The following is a 19,040-nucleotide window of genomic DNA, read 5'->3' on the forward strand; positions in this document are numbered from 1 at the left end:
TTTATTAAAAATTAATATTTTCAATATCCTCAATTATTTTATCTATTTTTTTAATAAAATCCACATATAACTCCAAAAAATTATACTTTAAAATATCTTCTACTTTTACTTTAAAAATCGATAGTATTCTTTGATTTATCTTCATTGCTGGATCTTTGTATGTTTTTTGTATATTTTCATACTTTAAAATAATTTTATCTTTGAATATTGATCCAATCTCTGTTGCCAAAGCTTTTTGAGAAAAACTATATTTTTTAGGCATTAAAAATACTATATTTACTTCTCCATTAAATGGATAAAAAAACACATTAGAATTCCACTTTTTATAATTTTTTACTATAAAGTTAACCTTTTCTTCAGTCATATACTTATACAGTGAAAAGTACCTTTCACCACGTATTTTTTCAGAAAAAGTAAGTTTTTTTATTAAAGTTTCGTTACCCTCTAGTTTATAAGCATATACTTTAAAAGGTGATTGACATATTCCACCTATAATTTCAGTTTTTACACTTATACCATAATTTTCAGCTATATTCACATAATCTTTTTCTATTTTTTCTGTATTTTTAGAAACAATATTAAACATAGTACTCATTACAGATTTAGGAGAATCTGGACCAAAAACCTTTAAATAACGCCCTTCTTCATCAATATAATAAGTAATATACGGAAACTTATCATCTTTATCATGAACTGTTATATAAACAAGGTGTTGAAACTCATCTGCTAATTTTCCTTTATTATTTTTTAAATGACTGACACACTCTTTTATTAACTCATCCATTTTTACTTTCCTCCAAAACTTTCTTTTATTCTCATTGAAAGCTTTTTATTTTTTATTATTTTATCTATTTCTTCTACTGTTGCATTTTTTATGCCAGTTAATCCTCCAAACTCTTGAATTAAAAGTTTTTTTCTCTTTGGGCCTATACCTTCTATTTCATCTAATTTTGTTTTTTCAAACCTTTTACTTCTAAGCTTTCTATTAAATCCTATTGCAAACCTATGAGTTTCATCTCTCATATATATTAAAAGTCTTAAAACAGGGTGATCAAGTGGTAAGTGTAAGTCATTAAAATCCCCTGGAAATACTATTCTTTCATCTTCTTTTGCTATTCCAACAACATCAACATCATTTAAAGTAAAACCAATTTCATTTAATGCTTCAACTGCAGAGTTTACTTGCCCCTTTCCTCCATCTATAAATAACAAATCAGGAAGTTCATGCTTTGAATATCTTCGTTTTATTACAGTTCTTATACTTTCAAAGTCATTTGGTTCTTTAAATTCATCAAGTCTATATCTTCTATAATTATTTTTATTTGGTTTTCCATCTTCAAAACTTATTAAAGAAGCCACTGTATACATTCCTTGAAGATGCGAAATATCTATTCCTTCTATTTTTTGTGGTATTTTTTTCAATGATAATATTTCTTTTGCTTGCTTTAAAATATTTCCAAGATTTGTATATCTCTTTATTTCTTCTTCTAAATTTTTAAATGCTATCTTAAATATATTATTATTTTTATTTATTGTTGTAATTCTTTTTAAACCATGTTTTTTCAAAAGATCTAATACACTTTCATTTATACTTTCATCGTACATAGTCATTATTTCTATTGGCAATTGATTTTTTCTAACTATATAAAACTGTTTTAAAAACTCATTAATTTCATCGCTCAACGTAAAGGTTAACTTTGATATCAAATACCCTCTTCTTACTCTCAACAATACATATATAGGGTCTTCATACATTATTATATCAACATTTTTACTTGTTTTAAATTCAACTCCAAGAGGTATAAATAATTTATCTAATTTAAATAATGTATCCCTCATTTGAGCAGCTCTTTCAAAATTAAGTACTTTAGCATATTTTTTCATTGCTTCTTCAAGATATTTTTTTACTGATTCAACATCTCCATTTAAAAATTTTATTACTTTTCCAACACTTTTTTGATACTCTTGAAAATCTACTTCCTTATAACATGGACCATAACACATTCCCAAATGATATAAAAAACATGGTTTACTCTTTTTTTCAACATTTCTTTCACAATTTCTTATACCATAAACTCTTTGCAATACTTCTATTACTGATTTTACAAAATATACGTTTGAGTACGGCCCAAAATACTTTCCTCTTTCACTCTTATTTCTTACATATTTTAAAGTTGGATACTTTTCATTTGTAACTAATATGTATGGATAAACCTTAGTATCCTTTAATAAAACATTGTACTTTGGTTTGTATTCAAATATTAAATTCCCTTCAAGAATTAATGCTTCTTCTTCACTCGTTGTTACTATATAATCTATTGTTTCAGCATATTTCATTATATTAAAAACTTTTTCTGATTTTAATTGATTGGATTTATTAAAGTATGAACTCACTCTTTTTTTTAAGTTTTTAGCCTTTCCAACATAAATAATTTTTTCTTTTTTATTTTTATATATATACACACCAGGTTTATTTGGCACATCTTTTAAAACTTCTCTTTCAAGCATACTACTCTCTCCCACAAATGCAGTTACTACACTCCTTTTCATTTAAGCTATCCCAAACTTTTTTTCCAATTGGATTATCTATTCCACCAAGATATGAAGCTAAATGTAAGTGCAAGCATTTGATAGTTTTAAAATTTTGTATTCCACCTATTCCAACTGTTTTTAATTTTTTCTGCATATTTTCTGGTAAACTTGTTATTTCATTTTCTAATATTTCTAATCTTTCTTTTATTTCTTGATTATGTGCTTTATCCATTTTTTCTTGAAGGGTTTTATCTTCCATCAACTCTTTTTCAAATAACTTTATTGAATGAACTTCTTCTATTTTAGATACTTGTTCTATTAAAAATGGACAACTTAACCAATGCAATGTTGGAAATGGTTTTTTATCTTTTAATGGATAATTTTTTATTACCTGTGGATATCCATATGAACATCTTTTTACAACCTTTATATCATTTATTATTTTTCTATTTAATTGTTTTTCTATTACACTCAAATCTTTTTCTGAAATTTCAAACCTACCCATATATCTTCCTCCATTCGTTCAACAGGATAAAGATTGTGTTTTTTTGCTTCATCCTTTACCATTTGTTCTTTTTCATTCATTATTCCAGTTAAAATTACAAAAGAATTATCTTTTAACACATCATCAAATTTATTATCTTTTAACAATCCCATCAATATTTCTGCCACCATATTTGAAACTAATATATCAAATTTTCCATCTACATTAGACAAATAATCAGATTGTTTTATTTCCACATTAACATCATTTATTTCTAAAGTTTCATGGGCTTTTTCAACAGCTAAAGGATCATAATCAACGCCAACAACTTTATTCGCTCCAAGTTTTTTAGATAAAATTGATAAAATTCCAGTTCCACAACCAACATCAAGAATATCTTTTTGGAAACAATCAGTTTTTTGTAACATTCTACCAGCAAGCTTTGTTGTATTATGAAGCCCCGTTCCAAATGCTGTTCCGGGAATTATATTTATTACAATATCTTTTTTTAATTTTTTTTCTGGAAATGGATTTACCCAAACACCTTCAACAAATTCAAATGGGCTCAAAGTATCTAACCAAACCTTTAACCAATTTTTTTCTTCTACTATCTTATGGCTGAGTATCTCAAGATTAAATTTTTCTATTATTATTTTTAATAACTCTTCATCTGGATTATCATAAGACATATAAAATTTGAGTGTTATTAACTTTTCATCAACTTGATAATCTATAAAATATTCATCAAAGTTTCTTGTTAAAAATTCATCTATTATGCTATCTTCCATTTCTTTATTTAACAAAAATATGTACTCATGAAATTTCATTTTCATTTTTTCCCTCCATGCACATTATAGTTATGTATAAAAGAATTATACAGAAAAATTTGCTATTAATCAAACTTTATTTCTAATTTTTTATTATTAATATTAATATTAATATTAGCATTTTTAAGCAAAAATTTATTTATAAAAAGATATAATCCCAAAGCTACAGGGATTATATTTTTTCTATTTTGTATTCGTTTATATTTCTCTTTTCTGAGTTTATGTTTATTCCTATTATGTAAATTTCTTTCCCTTTGTACTTTTCATAGTACTTCATTTCTTTTATTTGATTCAAAGCCTTTTCTGCACTTTTGTCTATCTTTATTTCCATTATGTATATAGTGTCTTCCTCTATTACTATATCGCTTCTTCCTAAGTTCGTTAATTCTTCTGCTGTTACGTTCAGTCCCGCTGATGCAAGTATTGTGTATATCAATGAGTGATAGTAGCTTTCTTCTTTTTTATGCAAGTTGTATGGTATTGCACTTATTATTCTTTTTATTTCTTTTATTATTCCTTCTATGTCTTTTTCATATATTCTTTCATATATTGTGGTTTCTATTTGTTCTATTTCTCTTATTCCATAGTTTGCTTCTAATATTATCTTTGAAAAGCTGTTCTTTACTTCTATATTTGGATAGTCTAATATGTACTTTTCCCTCAATCCTAATCTTTTTATTCCTTTAAAGGTCAAGTATCCTGCTTGTGTAAAGAATATACTTGCATTTGCTTCTTCTATTTCTCGTGTTGAAAAATCGAGTTCGCTCACTGGATACTTCACTAAGTCTTCATATCTTATCTTCTTCCCTTTTATGTATTCGTACAAGAATGATGGTGATCCACTTTCAAACCAATAGTTTTGAAACTTTCTTTCATTAAAAAATCTTAATATTGAAAATGGATTGTATACACTATCTTCTCCATCAAATGAAAATCCATTGTAGTACATCTTTAAGTTTTTTAATAACTCTTTTTCTTCCATCTTCATTTCAATTGCTGTTTCTTTTATGTGCTCTTTAAAGTTACTTTCTAACTCTTCTTGTGTATACCCCAACATCTGTGCGTATTTTTTATTCAACGATATATCATTTAAGTTGTTCAATGCAGAAAATACTCCTGTTTTTGTGAACTTTGTTATTCCTGTCATGAATACAAACTTTATGTATTCATCTTTTGATTTTATGCTCACATAAAAGTCTCTCAATATTTCTCTATACTTTTCTGCTTTTTCTTTGTTGTTTATATTGTCTAATATTGGTTTTTCATATTCATCTACTAATATTACTACTCTTTCTTTTTGGGATAGTTTTATTATTAGTTCATTGAATGCAAACTTATAGTCTGTTTCTGTTATTTCTATTCCATTTCGCTTTCCTTCTAATTTTATTATCTTTGTTAGACTTTCTTTCATTCTTTCCACATTATCTGTTGCTACATCTAAAAGGTTTATCCTTATTACTGGATACTCTTTGAACTCCCATTTGTCGTATATGTATGTTCCTTTAAATAAGTCTTTTTCTCCTTTAAATAGATAGTACAGTGTTGATATCGTTAAACTCTTTCCAAATCTTCTTGGTCGAGATAAAAAATAAAATTTTCCACTTGTTATTAATTCATATAAATATTTTGTTTTATCTATGTATATATAATCTGTTATTAATTCTTTAAAGTCTTGTACTCCTATTGGTAGTTTTTTCATCTTTATCACCTCTAATCTTTATTCATTTTATTATATCATAATCTCTAATAAAAGAATATTCTATATATATTTTTTTCACAAAAAAAGTGTTAACCATTTTAAAAAAATATTGCAAAAAACAAAACTAAAAAAATAAATAAAACAGGTAAAGTGAAGTAATATAAAAAACACAATAAAAAAATAAACGTAAAAATATTTAAGTTAAAATGAATTGTTAACCACACAGCAAATAACAATTCTAAAACTATAACAACATCTTTTAAATTCATAAGTTATCATTCCCTTTTTTTATTTTAAGAAAGTTTTTTTAGAGAAGAAATTTTACCAAAAATAAAAAATGAATTTTTAACCCTCTAAGGATAGATAAGGACAAAATTTTACTCTAAATAAACAAACAACAAAATATTTTGTTTTTAACCCTCTAAGGATAGATAAGGACAATCTAACAAAAGACGCAGAGTTTAAAATGACAACAGGAGGTTTTTAACCCTCTAAGGATAGATAAGGACTGATATGGTAGCTTTATTAAAACGTAGTAGTAAATATGAGTTTTTAACCCTCTAAGGATAGATAAGGACTAATATAAACGTGTCAGCAAACCAATTAGGGGTTACTGAAGTTTTTAACCCTCTAAGGATAGATAAGGACGAAGTTGAAAAACAACAAATTATGCAAAACGCACAAGTTTTTAACCCTCTAAGGATAGATAAGGACTGTATCTACATTAAGAGGTAAGGCAATTACACCTTAGTTTTTAACCCTCTAAGGATAGATAAGGACTTGAGTACTACGTTTGGAAACGGGGGAATATTTCCCCAAGTTTTTAACCCTCTAAGGATAGATAAGGACAAAATTTTACTCTAAATAAACAAACAACAAAATATTTTGTTTTTAACCCTCTAAGGATAGATAAGGACGAAACATTGAAAAAGTTACCTTACAACATGTTAAATAATGTTTTTAACCCTCTAAGGATAGATAAGGACTTACTGCAACGGAAATTATTTTGGAGCCGGAGATTATTAGTTTTTAACCCTCTAAGGATAGATAAGGACGTAGCGAATATACGGCAAATGCTGAAACCATGGAAGAGTGTTTTTAACCCTCTAAGGATAGATAAGGACTCTCTTAGATGAGGAAGATAAAAAAAAGGAGGCTAAAAAAGTTTTTAACCCTCTAAGGATAGATAAGGACAATAATATCCTCTGCAGTTATAAAAAATTTTAAAAAGTTTTTAACCCTCTAAGGATAGATAAGGACGTATAACGGCAATAGCCGTTATGCCCAAGCTTGGGCAAAGTTTTTAACCCTCTAAGGATAGATAAGGACATGTTAGTAAAGTTGAATATATGAGTTTTATGTTTGCAAAGTTTTTAACCCTCTAAGGATAGATAAGGACAAAAAGGAAATACTTGATATGGTAGCTTTATTAAAAGTTTTTAACCCTCTAAGGATAGATAAGGACAAATTTAAATTTATAGTACTTTTCCAATACATATATTGTTTTTAACCCTCTAAGGATAGATAAGGACGATATTTTCTGGTCTCATCAACAAATTCCAGAAGAAGTTTGTTTTTAACCCTCTAAGGATAGATAAGGACAAATTATAAATAGTGCTCAAACTTACTTTGATATTGAGTTTTTAACCCTCTAAGGATAGATAAGGACTTGTGTTCCTAGGAACATACGCTCTTGCCAAAGCAAAGTTTTTAACCCTCTAAGGATAGATAAGGACACAGAAACACATTTACACGAATGCAAAGGGTTTATAAGTTTTTAACCCTCTAAGGATAGATAAGGACAAAAAAAAGTTATACGATAGTTACTTTTAAAATAGAGAAGTTTTTAACCCTCTAAGGATAGATAAGGACAATTTCCAACCTTGTTTTTATTATACCGTTATTTATTAAGTTTTTAACCCTCTAAGGATAGATAAGGACGTGCATACATTTTGACAAGCACTATAAAAAAATTTAAAAAGTTTTTAACCCTCTAAGGATAGATAAGGACCAAAGAAATGGAATGCATGACAACAAAATTCATTTTAGTTTTTAACCCTCTAAGGATAGATAAGGACAAAAAATGTTTAAAGTTGATGATTCTCTTATTGGTATAGTTTTTAACCCTCTAAGGATAGATAAGGACCAAAAGTACACTTAGAAGAACAATTACAAAAAAGAGAGTTTTTAACCCTCTAAGGATAGATAAGGACCCATTCAAAATTAATTTGTATTGGTACATCAAATTTTGGTTTTTAACCCTCTAAGGATAGATAAGGACATGGGAAGATTTCAACTGCATCTATTAAATACTTCCCAGTTTTTAACCCTCTAAGGATAGATAAGGACTATTGCTAATAAGATAGTTGCTAATCTCCAAAATAGTTAGTTTTTAACCCTCTAAGGATAGATAAGGACAAAAATGGATACATTAATGATAAATATTCATAAAGGAGTTTTTAACCCTCTAAGGATAGATAAGGACCCAATCGGAAATTGGGATGTTTCTTCAGTCATCAAAATGGTTTTTAACCCTCTAAGGATAGATAAGGACATTAGAACATGTAGCAGAAGATTTATTTTACAATCCAATGGTTTTTAACCCTCTAAGGATAGATAAGGACAAGTATTTAACAACAAAGTTAATTCACTAAGTAATCAGTTTTTAACCCTCTAAGGATAGATAAGGACGAATTTAAAAGCAATTGAAATGAAAGATAGTACCGCATGTTTTTAACCCTCTAAGGATAGATAAGGACCAAAACATGTTATAATTAAAAATATAGAGGAGAAAAGTTTTTAACCCTCTAAGGATAGATAAGGACCTTTATACATTTAAATCATCCACCTTTAAAAGTTTTTGTTTTTAACCCTCTAAGGATAGATAAGGACGATGTAGAATTTTCATATATAAATTTTGAAAATTTTAAGTTTTTAACCCTCTAAGGATAGATAAGGACTTGTTCCACCAAGAATTGCTCCAAGAGGTGCAGTTCCTGTTTTTAACCCTCTAAGGATAGATAAGGACAATTCTAAGCCCTTTATAGCCTCATACAGCGATTTTAGTTTTTAACCCTCTAAGGATAGATAAGGACAATTATTTCAAAAGAAGAAAATAAAAAAAAGATTTTCGAAGTTTTTAACCCTCTAAGGATAGATAAGGACAATAACCAGTAACAAATACTTAATAAAAGTGAAATGGTTTTTAACCCTCTAAGGATAGATAAGGACTATTTATAGAACATGCTTGAAATGAATAGTTACGAAAAGAGTTTTTAACCCTCTAAGGATAGATAAGGACTAGTATGGATGATAAGCAGTTTAGTTCTGCTAATAACGTTTTTAACCCTCTAAGGATAGATAAGGACAAAAAGATAATAATGCTATTTATTATTTAGTATTCGAGTTTTTAACCCTCTAAGGATAGATAAGGACAGTAACTATATTTCTTTTAAAATATGCATTAAAATTATAACACACCAAATTTTTGGTGTCAAATAATACTACATTTTTTTATTACAAAAAAGAAACTTAATATTACAAAAAAATCTTTTTGCTTTTTTTTACTTCTATAACACAGTGTTTTTAGGTATTACATGGTTTTACTAAAATGTAATATTTTTTACAATTGTAATATTTGTTTTTGGAAAAATAAAAAGTTTACATAAATTTGTTCTTTTTTTAGAACTTATTTAAAATTCAAAAAAACAGTAAAAATCAGGTTTTAAGATTTTAAGTTATCTTTATTTTAAAATTTATTTATAATAAAATATAAAAATCAACAATAGAATAAAAATTCTATTTTTTTGTTACTTAATAAATTTGTAATTTTATGAGTATATACCCCTTGAATATTTTATACATATTCATAACAATTATATCATACTTTTTATAATAAATATCCTTCCAAAAGTTTTGGAAGGATATAAATAAATTATTTAATTTTTTATTTCTTCAAATCTTCCATATCCATTTGATGTTTTTGCACCCAATCCATATATTTCTAAAAATTCTAAAAATAGTTCTCTAGTTTTTTCTATTTTTTGTTCATCAAATTTTTTTCCATTTATTATTAAATCAAATCTAAACTCACTATCTTCTCCAACACTTAAATAAGACAATGGATTTGGATTATATACATCATTTGGAGGTTTTTTACCTGAATAATATTCTCCAAAGTGTGGTGTTTGATATTCTTCAAATATTTTCGGATTATTTAATGGGATTGCTTCTAAAAATTCTATCTTTCCACTTTCTTCTTGAGTTCCAAATATAATTTTTATCAAATCTTTTAGTTCTTGTTTTTCTTCAAATTCATTTTTTGTTTCTAAGTAATGTCTAAATGCACCTTTTATTGCACTTCCTGGTATTGTTGGAATTCCATAATTTCTATTCCAGTAAAATCCTATTTCGTCCATTGAAGGTATTCCTGCTCCTATTAAAAATGGTGTTGTGTTTTTTGCTATTATTGTGATTGATTCTTTTTTTTGAATATTCAATAATGATCTAAGCATTTTTATTCTTATTGATTTTAATTTTTTAAATAATCCATCAAATTCTATTGCTTTTATATTTTCTTTGTATATTATTTTACTGAATTTTTTTTCATCTAAAATTCTCGATTCGTTTACACTTTTTAATATATTTAATGTAAATCTTTCTTCTTTTTTTATTTGTAACTTTGAATTTTTTTGATTACTAACTACGTCTGAACGAATTTTTGTTATTTGTATTTCTTTTAGTTTTGGATTTACTTTATCGGCTATTTCTTTGCTAACTTCTTGTCTTTTTTTTTCGTCAAAATTCTTTTTTATACCTAATTCTTCTTTTATTATTTCAAAATCTTTTTTTAAATTTTTTTGTATTCTAAAAGAGAGTTTATCATAGTATAAAGAGGCATTTTTTATGTCTTTGATTGTATCATTATAAAATTCCAAATTTTTTCACCTCCTATTAATCTTTATCTTTTTCTATAAATATATCTGCATATCTTCTATACCAACCAACAAAGCTCAATATTCTATCTTGAAATTCTTTTAAATTTCCTTTTTCTAAAAATTCTAAAAAATTATTATAATTATCTTTTTCAATATTTTCAAAATCATAAAATTCTTCAAAAAATGCACATAAATCATCTAAAATATATTCAATATATTTTTTTTCATCAGCTTTTTTATTTTTTTCTTTGTCTTTTTTTTCTGATTTCGGATTCATCTTAGAACGATAAAAAATAACTGTTCCATACAAACCATTTTGAATAATCATAGAACCCAAACCTTTTATTGTTGATTTATAAGCTTTTAATAATTTATCTTTATTTTCAAAATTTTCACAGTTTTCTAATGTATTTAAAATACAGTCTTTTGCCAATTCTTGTACACTTTTATCTATTTTTAGCATAAAATATCATCTCCTATAAATATTTTATATAAGTAAATCCTTTTCCTATAGTTGATTTACCTCCTATATTTACAAATTGTTTATCTGTTTCTTTTGTTAGTATATCAAGTCCATGATCTTTTAATAATGTTTTTACTATAAAGTACATTATTGTATCTTGTGGTAAGTATTCTTCATACCAAAGACCTCCTGTTTTTTTATCAACAGTTCCTGTTTCATCTATTTTTATTCTTGCCATAATTTCTGTAGATCCTTTTACAAAAAATCTAAAATCTTCATCTGATATTATTAATACTCTTTCTTTTAATTTATTTTGTAATGTTTCATCTGGTAATATTTTTTTTATTGAATTTAAAAAGTCTACTAATTCTTTTGAATATTCTGGAGTTACTTTATATTCTTCTAAATTTATTTCAGTTTTATTTGTTGAATAATATTCTTTGTCTGATTTTATAGTTTTTAATAAATTACTAACTTTTGTTTCTAAATCTTTGTTTCCAAACATTTTAAAAAGTATATTTACTCTGCTTAATATCATAGGACACGTAATCCATACAAATCCTTCTGTAATACTTCTTACTGGAAATAAAAATATTTTAGCTTCTGAAAAAGATACGCTTCCTGATTGATCTTCTGTTCCTTTTTCTTTTTCTTTTGGACTTCCAAAGATTTTTATATCTTTATCTCCTTTAAATACTTCTTCAAATTCATTTCTAAATGCACCTTTTATTCCAGATATTATAGGGAAGTCTGTATGTACTTCTCTTTGTATTGGTAAATCTACTACTCCCGAATCAAATCCTTTTCCTGCATGTAATTGAGAAACTGCATATAAAAATCCTATTTTACCATTTTTACTCATATATAGTCCTCCTTCGCGTGTTATTATTTTTTTAATTCTATGTATTTTCCAAAACCATAATAATCATATTTGTCTGTTAATGTATTAATTTCACCTTTTGTATAATAACATGATCCAACTGGTACTACTTTCATTAATTCACCAGGTTTATTTTCGACGCCATTCCAAAAACCTATTGTTTCTGGTTTGTAATTTGCTATTGCAATTATATTTTCATTATTTTTAGGTAAGATTCCACTTTCAATAAAACTTGGAGTTAATGTATATAATATTTTTTCTTCATCATTAACTTTATCAAAGATATTAGTTTCTATTTCTATTATTTCAAGTCTTGCTAATTTTCCTTTTGTTCCTAATTTTATTGTGTTATACTTTTCTAATAATTTTAATTCATCTTTTTCTACAAAGAAACAAAAACCAGAATTTTCTTCAAATCTAAAGTAGTTTAATGAATAAAGGCCGCCTTTTTTTGTGTATCTTTTACCTTTTTCAATTTCTATTCCTATTTTTCTTTCTATTTTATATGGTATATTTGATGGTGTATTTTTTTCTGTGTCTATTATATTTACATATCCTTTTTTTAATTCTTCTAATTCTTTTAAGGTTATATAGTTTTTGTTTAAATCATCTAAATTATTCATTTTTTCATATCTTAATCCGTTTAATTCTTTTGTACCTATTTTGAATTTTATATTTTCATCTATATATGCTTTATATATTTTTTTTGAATGTGTTTCATTTGATTCTTTTTCTTTTTTTAATATTGCTGGTTTTTTAAAAAATATTTCTGTTTCACCGTTATTTTGTTTAAATACAAATGGTCCTGTTATATCTAATTTTCTTTCTTTCATTAATGTTGATATTTCTTTTGCTGATTTTTCTTCAAAGTTATATAAATTCCCATATATTGCACCTAAAAATGTTTTTAAATTAGGAAAATGTGTATCTTCACTTGTTGAAAACGATTTAGCTGCTCTAAATGCAACCCAATCAAGTGGTTTTATTAATAATAATTTTTTTTTCATCATTCACCACCTCTTTTTGGTTTTTTAGCTGAATATTCTAATTCTTCTAATATATCTAATATATCTTTTAATTCTAAATTTTTATTTTTACATAAGTTTAATATTTTTTTAGTTGGTTCAATTAAGTTTCCTAAATTCATTCTTTCTTTTATTATAAATGGAACAACTTTTTTAATAAATTCTTCATCTTTTAAAATTCTTTTATTATTTGAAAAACACAAACTTTCATATTCATATTTTAATTTACTTATAAATGCTTGTTCAGATTTTTTATTTTCTTCTAATTTACTTATTAGACTATTAGCAGTTTCTATTATGTCTTTTTTTGGAACTATATTAATATCCCATTTTGATTTAGCTATTTTTATTTTTCCAGATCCCCTTATTGAAGATATTGCAAATGAATCTCTGTCTACTTTTTTTTGTTTGTTATCTTTATCCATTTCAACTTCATAATTACTTTTAGCTATTTTTTCAAGTTCTCTTGCTTTGTTTAATGCTAATTTTAAATTGTATGATGGATTAAATGTCAATAATCCTGCACTCATAGTTGCTCTATGTCCCATCATATTTGAAATCATTTTTCCATCTTTGTACATATATCCTTTATTGAATTTTAAGTTTTCTAATTCTAAATTATCTACACCAGAATATGCTTTTCTTATATCGTTTGCTGCTTGAGCTAACTTATTAGAAGGTAAGATGGCAAGAACATCATCACCACCTGCATATATTAATGTTCCTTTATAATTGTTTATTATTTTTGGAACTAATTTTGAAAATTCATTCAATGTTCTTGATATTGTTCTTTGATAAGAAGGTGTTATAAATTGAAGTTCTTCCAATTTTTCTAAGTATTTTTTATCTATTCTTTCAAGACGACTTATAGCATTTTTATGTAATCGTTGATAAAGAACAGGAGCTTTTTTACCTGAAATCCATTCTCCCATTTTATCTCCATCCATCATTAATATTGATGCATTATAATCTTTTGAAATTTCTGTTATATCATCTTTAGTATTTTTTTTAGTATTTTTTAAACTTTTACTTGCTTCTTCATACAATGTTTCTTTTTCAAGATAATTTGGTAAGTATCTTTTTATTAAAGTAATTGCAGATATATTTTCAGTTTTTTCTTCGTCATCGTATATTGTAATTTCTTTTATCAAAGCTTTTTCATTTCCAGATATTTCATCGCCAGGGTTTGAATTTTGTTCTATATAGCCAATAAAATCTCTTGTTGTTTTTCTAATTCCTGATTTTATCCCTAATAATTCTGAGTTATATGAATAATATTGATAATCTTTAACAGTATATGTGTTTTCTAATTTTTCAAAGCTTTCTTTTAAAGGAGTAAGATCTATTCCTGTATAATCTTTATATTGCATATTTAAAGAATTAAAATTTTCTAAATTTTGAACTGTTGCTACTATAGTTGGAAATTGTTTTACTTGCTTTTTAAATTCTTTTGTTATTTGTTCTTTACTTAGTCCATGTTCTGTAATTAATTCAAAGCTAACATTACTTTTTAATTCATTCAATGTATTATTATTAATTTTTTCTAAAAAGAAATTTATAATATTATCTCTTTCAAGTAATATCCATTCTTTAATCTTATTTATTACTAATTCAACATCACTTTTTGGAATTATAAAAGAAAATACATTTGGAAGAGATGCTACTGCAGGGTCTATTTCTAACTCTTTTGTATAAAATCCCAAATCTTTTGCAACAAAGTAATTGTCCCTCATTGAAGGAAATATAATACAATCATATCCATAATTTTGTCCAACATATTTAATTCCTTGATAAGTTAAGTATGAAAGTAAATAACTTCCATTTCTAAGATCTGATATTTTTCTTCCTGCTGCTATAAAGTCTTGTACTGGGCCAATTGAAATCATTACTATTGAATAATTTTCTGTTGTTACACTTGAAAATGCTGCAGTTGTATCTAAATGATCTATTATTGATACATCTGGTACTCTTGTGTCTGCTGGTAATAAATATGATTGTTCTACTGATTTTGGTAGATACCACCAAATGTAATTGTATAATTTTTTTGCACTTTTTACATCATTAACATCAAGTTTTTCTTTTTCTATATATTTTTTTATATCTTCATAAAATTTATTTGATTGAGATAATATATCTTTTTTATTTAATTGTTTATCTAATATGTCTTTACTTACTTTTTCACCAGTTAAAGGATGAATTATATAAAATTCATTACTATTAACATAAACTCTTTGTTTATCTGAATTTGTTTGTTCATTTGGAAGTGGTATTCTTTCAATAGAACTGGCAATTACATCTGCTTTTGGTTTATTTGGAGTTATATTTAATTCACTTATTCTTTTATTTTGTAATGCTTCATGAGTTTTTATTGTATATACCTTTTCCACTGGATCGTGTAATAAAGCATTTATTTTTCTATGCCAAAATTTAATAGCCATTATTTCCCTCCTTAATCTACTATTTTTAAATTTTTTAAAGTATCAAATACCATTTTTAGATTTTCGTTTCCTTTAACTTTAAATTCATTTTTTCCTTTATTAAATTTAATATCTTCTATTTTTTTCCCATTTACAAAGCTATTTTTATTTGTAATTTTACTTCTTATTAAGCTAATTCTATACCTGTATTTTCCATTTTCTTTATATATTTTTATAAACATTTGAGAAGCTTTTCTTCCTTCACTATTAGATAGAGTATAATTTCCACTATTTATACCTTTAAATTGTCTATCTCCAATTTTATAATTAATAGGTAATCCTAAAAAAGATTGTACAAATTGAATAGATTGATTTTCATGATTTTTTATTGAGTATATACCTTTTCTAAACGAATCTTCATCTAATTTTTCATTTGATTTTATTTTTCCTTCTTTTATAACATATTTTCCTCTAAGCACTTTTTTTAATTTTATATACATTCCTACATTTAATTTTAACGAATTATCTTTATTTAAATATCTTGTTTTTGGATCTGGTTTGTATAAATAATCATATAATTCAAGAAAAGTATCAAATTTATTTTTTGATTCTAATATTACATATTTTTTAGAAAGTAATGTTGGATATGTAGGGCTAGATGTAAAATTTTGTATATCATAATCAATATTGTTTAAATCATAAAAATTCTTTTTTAAAGTTTTATCTTCAAAGATATACTTTTCATTATTATAATTTTTTTTCATATTTTCTATTATTTCTTTTAAAACTTCTTCTAAATTTTTTATTAAGTTACTTTTTGTATTAATTATTTTATATTCATTAGATTTTATAATTTCAAAACTTCCAAATCCTTTTCTTGATTTAGCTCCAAATCCTCCTAAATAAGAGGTAAGATTCAATAGATAAAATAAAAGCTTATCTAATCCACTTATATTTTTTTTAATAATAAACTTTATATTTATTTTTGAATTTTCTTTTAAATAATATCTATCTTCTTGTCCATATAAAGCATATTTATTATATTTATCATTTGTTAAAGACTTTCCTTGTTTATCTGAAATATCTTTTTTATCATATTTCACAAGTACATCAAATGGTGATTTTATTTCTGTTGATCCAAATATATAACTTTCTATATCTTTTAATAATTTATAATTCCAAAAACATTCTTCACCTTTTAATTTTGAATTTCCATTATTATCTACAATATTTACAACTCTTGGTAGTATTGCTCTAAACCAAAATCTAAGTACACCTCTAACACTTTGTGGAGTTAATGCAAATTTTTTATCCCCTCTTCCAGAAAACATAGGAGATATAGTTTTTATTTCTATATCCAATTTTTTCAATTTAATCACACCTCCATAATTTATATTGTTTCAATCATTCCAAATCCTTGTGAATTTCTTAATCCTAATCCCCAATCAAAAGCTAATTTTAATACTTCGTTATTACCATATATTTTGTATGTTCCTTCCCAAGCTTCAAAGGTTGTTGTTTTGTATTTTAATACTCTTTTATTAGTTGGGTTAATTCTTTGTGGAATAATATTAAAGGTTTCTGTATTAATTCCCAATGCCTTTCCTTTTGTAGACATATTATATTTAATAATTTCACAAAACTCTGGATCTTTTGGATTGTATCTCAGTAACTTTCTTTCTCCATTTACTCTTAATACCTTTTCATATACTAATATTGGAGATAATGTTTTAACTAGTGCATAATTATCAAAAGTGTATCTTAATCTTCTTATACTACTAATGTTCAAAAAGTTATTTCCTATTCTTATATTGTTTAATTCTGTTAATTTTTCTAAAAATTCTTCCAATAAAATTTCAAAGGGTGAAGAAAAATATATCCATATTTCATCTCCAAAATAAATACTATTATCTTTAACTTCATATCTTTTGCAAAATATTTTAGAATAAGAGAAAGGCTTCATAGTCTTAGAATCAACTATTATACCTTCATCATGTAAGTAATCAAATTTTTTAGTTACCAAGTTATAAAATAATCCTTGTAAATAATACTGATAAGAAATTGGTAATACAATATTTTTACCTGATAAGTTAATTTTCACTCTCAATTTAATCACCTGATATATTAATTTTTTTTAATAACTCACTTATTATTATATCATTTAAATTTTAATTTATCAATAATTGTTTTTATTATAAAAATTTTTCATATTTATTTTTCTCAATACCAGTAATATCAAAGGTTAAATTTTTCTTTGTTAAAGTTTCAAAGTATATTATGCTATCTTCATTTTCTTTAATTATAATTTTTAGTTTTCTTTTTAATTCATTAAACTTCTTTTCAGTAATAGACCCTTCAAAAACTGAATTTTGTATCCAATTAAGATATTGTTTTATAATTTTATGAACCTTTCCTACTCTTTTTGTATTTATGTCATACATTAATACAATATACATTTTTATCGCTCCTTTAATTAAAATAAAAGCAGGAGTTATCCTGCTTCTACAAAATTTTTTCATATTTATTTTTTTCTAAACCAATTACATTATAAAATATATCTTGTTTTCTTGTAGTCTTTATATATACAACACTATCTTCATTTGCTTTTGTCATGGAATTTATTCTATCTTTTAATTCATTTAATTTTTTTTCAGTAATGGATCCTTCAAAAACTGAATTTTGTATCCAATTAAGATATTGTTTTATAACTTTATAAACTTTACCTACTCTTTTTTCATTTATATCATATACTAAGATTACATACATATTATCAAACTTCTTCCATATACGGAATATAGTTAGTACTTTTTTTATTAATATATTTTTTTAATCTGTATAAATCAATTCCAATTAATTCCTTATATGATACATATTTTTTTAAGTTTTTTAAATAGATTGTTTGAGATAATTTTTCATCATATGATTTAATAAATTTTTGTTTTCCACTTTTATTTAAATAGATTCCATGTTTTTTATTTTCAAAATCTGATTTTTTAAATTCATTTTCTTTAAACATATCAAAAACTATTCTATCAACAATGAGTGGCTTAAAAATTTCTGATATATCTAAGCTTAATGCATTTTTTCTATCATTTGAATGTAAATAACCTATTGAATTAAATAAGCCAACATTATTTATCGTTCTTACACATTCTGAATAAAAAACACTATTTCCAAAACTTATAACAGAATTTATTTCATTTTCTGGTGGTCTTTTAAGTCTTTTTTCAAATTTAAAATTATCATTATTTATTATTTTATCAAAAAATGAATAATAATATCTTCTAAATTCTGCTTCTATTATCATTAATATGTCTACTGATTCTATTTCGTTTAATTTTAAAATCATATTTTTAATTTTTTCTTCATCATATTTCATTTTATACAACTTAAAATTTGACCTCATATTATTCATTGCTGCAAATAAAATCATTTTTACTAAATTTATTCTTTCTTCGTATATTTGATAACTGTTAACTTGATTAATTAAAGTTTTCCCTTCATAATTTAGATTATCTGGTATATAGCTTCCTAAATAGTTTTTATAATAAGAAAACATATGCATTACAATTTTATATTTTGATAAAAGGTGTAAAAAGCTATCATTAAACTTAACATTTGAAAACACTTTTATATCTTGAATATTGTTTATTGGTAGTATTTTTTTACGTTCTTTTGTAATAAATTCTATTGTATTATTTTTTCTTTTTAATTCACCATTTGAAAATATATAAATATTATCCATGTTTCACCTCCTAATACAATATATTCTTTTA

The 19,040-nt window shown here is 24.7% G+C and carries 15 protein-coding genes and 1 CRISPR repeat array; all 15 genes read right to left on the reverse strand.

The genetic code is table 11. From position 1 onward, the window contains the following. Nucleotides 1–4: 4 nt before the first annotated feature. The 15 genes from IGS63_RS03605 to cas1b all read right to left on the reverse strand — a co-directional run bounded on the left by IGS63_RS03605 (nucleotide 5) and on the right by cas1b (nucleotide 19,009). Nucleotides 5–784, reverse strand: a complete 780-nt coding sequence (locus tag IGS63_RS03605) for a DUF4895 domain-containing protein (RefSeq protein ID WP_190615648.1) — start codon at nucleotides 782–784, stop codon at nucleotides 5–7. 2 nt (nucleotides 785–786) lie between these two features. Further along, nucleotides 787–2,508, reverse strand: coding sequence for an excinuclease ABC subunit UvrC (gene uvrC, locus IGS63_RS03610; RefSeq protein WP_190615649.1), 1,722 nt, complete (start codon nucleotides 2,506–2,508; stop codon nucleotides 787–789). Nucleotide 2,509: 1 nt separating this feature from the next. Then, the gene (locus tag IGS63_RS03615) at nucleotides 2,510–3,037 is read right to left on the reverse strand and encodes a DUF501 domain-containing protein (RefSeq protein WP_190615650.1); all 528 of its coding nucleotides are present in this window, start codon (nucleotides 3,035–3,037) and stop codon (nucleotides 2,510–2,512) included. Next, the gene (locus tag IGS63_RS03620) at nucleotides 3,004–3,849 is read right to left on the reverse strand and encodes a 50S ribosomal protein L11 methyltransferase (protein WP_190615651.1); all 846 of its coding nucleotides are present in this window, start codon (nucleotides 3,847–3,849) and stop codon (nucleotides 3,004–3,006) included. The genes IGS63_RS03615 and IGS63_RS03620 overlap by 34 nt, the downstream gene beginning before the upstream one ends. A 166-nt stretch (nucleotides 3,850–4,015) precedes the next feature. Continuing rightward, nucleotides 4,016–5,542, reverse strand: a complete 1,527-nt coding sequence (locus IGS63_RS03625; protein ID WP_190615652.1) for an ATP-binding protein — start codon at nucleotides 5,540–5,542, stop codon at nucleotides 4,016–4,018. Between the two features lie 341 nt (nucleotides 5,543–5,883). Continuing rightward, nucleotides 5,884–8,977: direct repeats of the CRISPR family, unit length 30 nt; unit sequence GTTTTTAACCCTCTAAGGATAGATAAGGAC. 503 nt (nucleotides 8,978–9,480) lie between these two features. After that, nucleotides 9,481–10,479, reverse strand: coding sequence for a type III-B CRISPR module RAMP protein Cmr6 (gene cmr6 / locus IGS63_RS03630; protein ID WP_190615653.1), 999 nt, complete (start codon nucleotides 10,477–10,479; stop codon nucleotides 9,481–9,483). A gap of 16 nt (nucleotides 10,480–10,495) precedes the next feature. After that, a complete protein-coding gene (cmr5, locus tag IGS63_RS03635) occupies nucleotides 10,496–10,942 on the reverse strand; it encodes a type III-B CRISPR module-associated protein Cmr5 (protein ID WP_190615654.1) in 447 nt (148 codons plus the stop codon). A gap of 13 nt (nucleotides 10,943–10,955) precedes the next feature. Then, the gene (cmr4, locus tag IGS63_RS03640; RefSeq protein WP_190615655.1) at nucleotides 10,956–11,804 is read right to left on the reverse strand and encodes a type III-B CRISPR module RAMP protein Cmr4; all 849 of its coding nucleotides are present in this window, start codon (nucleotides 11,802–11,804) and stop codon (nucleotides 10,956–10,958) included. A gap of 23 nt (nucleotides 11,805–11,827) precedes the next feature. Next, entirely contained in the window at nucleotides 11,828–12,829 is a 1,002-nt protein-coding gene (locus tag IGS63_RS03645; RefSeq protein ID WP_232521291.1) for a type III-B CRISPR module-associated Cmr3 family protein, read from the reverse strand. Beyond that, nucleotides 12,829–15,285 carry a type III-B CRISPR-associated protein Cas10/Cmr2 gene (cas10, locus tag IGS63_RS03650; protein WP_190615657.1) on the reverse strand — a complete coding sequence of 819 codons (2,457 nt, stop codon included), beginning with the start codon at nucleotides 15,283–15,285 and terminating at the stop codon, nucleotides 12,829–12,831. The genes IGS63_RS03645 and cas10 overlap by 1 nt, the downstream gene beginning before the upstream one ends. Before the next feature lie 11 nt (nucleotides 15,286–15,296). Further along, nucleotides 15,297–16,634, reverse strand: a complete 1,338-nt coding sequence (gene cmr1, locus IGS63_RS03655; RefSeq protein WP_190615658.1) for a type III-B CRISPR module RAMP protein Cmr1 — start codon at nucleotides 16,632–16,634, stop codon at nucleotides 15,297–15,299. Nucleotides 16,635–16,654: 20 nt separating this feature from the next. Beyond that, nucleotides 16,655–17,365, reverse strand: a complete 711-nt coding sequence (gene cas6, locus IGS63_RS03660) for a CRISPR-associated endoribonuclease Cas6 (RefSeq protein WP_232521350.1) — start codon at nucleotides 17,363–17,365, stop codon at nucleotides 16,655–16,657. A 91-nt stretch (nucleotides 17,366–17,456) separates the two neighbouring features. Continuing rightward, nucleotides 17,457–17,720 carry a CRISPR-associated endonuclease Cas2 gene (gene cas2, locus IGS63_RS03665; protein ID WP_190615660.1) on the reverse strand — a complete coding sequence of 88 codons (264 nt, stop codon included), beginning with the start codon at nucleotides 17,718–17,720 and terminating at the stop codon, nucleotides 17,457–17,459. Between the two features lie 46 nt (nucleotides 17,721–17,766). Next, on the reverse strand, nucleotides 17,767–18,030 hold the full coding sequence (cas2, locus tag IGS63_RS03670; protein WP_190615661.1) for a CRISPR-associated endonuclease Cas2: 264 nt from the start codon (nucleotides 18,028–18,030) through the stop codon (nucleotides 17,767–17,769). A 4-nt stretch (nucleotides 18,031–18,034) separates the two neighbouring features. Further along, nucleotides 18,035–19,009 (reverse strand): type I-B CRISPR-associated endonuclease Cas1b, encoded by a 975-nt coding sequence (gene cas1b / locus IGS63_RS03675; RefSeq protein ID WP_190615662.1) that lies wholly within the window; start codon nucleotides 19,007–19,009, stop codon nucleotides 18,035–18,037. Nucleotides 19,010–19,040: the final 31 nt, after the last annotated feature.

The organism is Tepiditoga spiralis, assembly GCF_014701195.1.
Classification (GTDB): domain Bacteria; phylum Thermotogota; class Thermotogae; order Petrotogales; family Petrotogaceae; genus Tepiditoga; species Tepiditoga spiralis.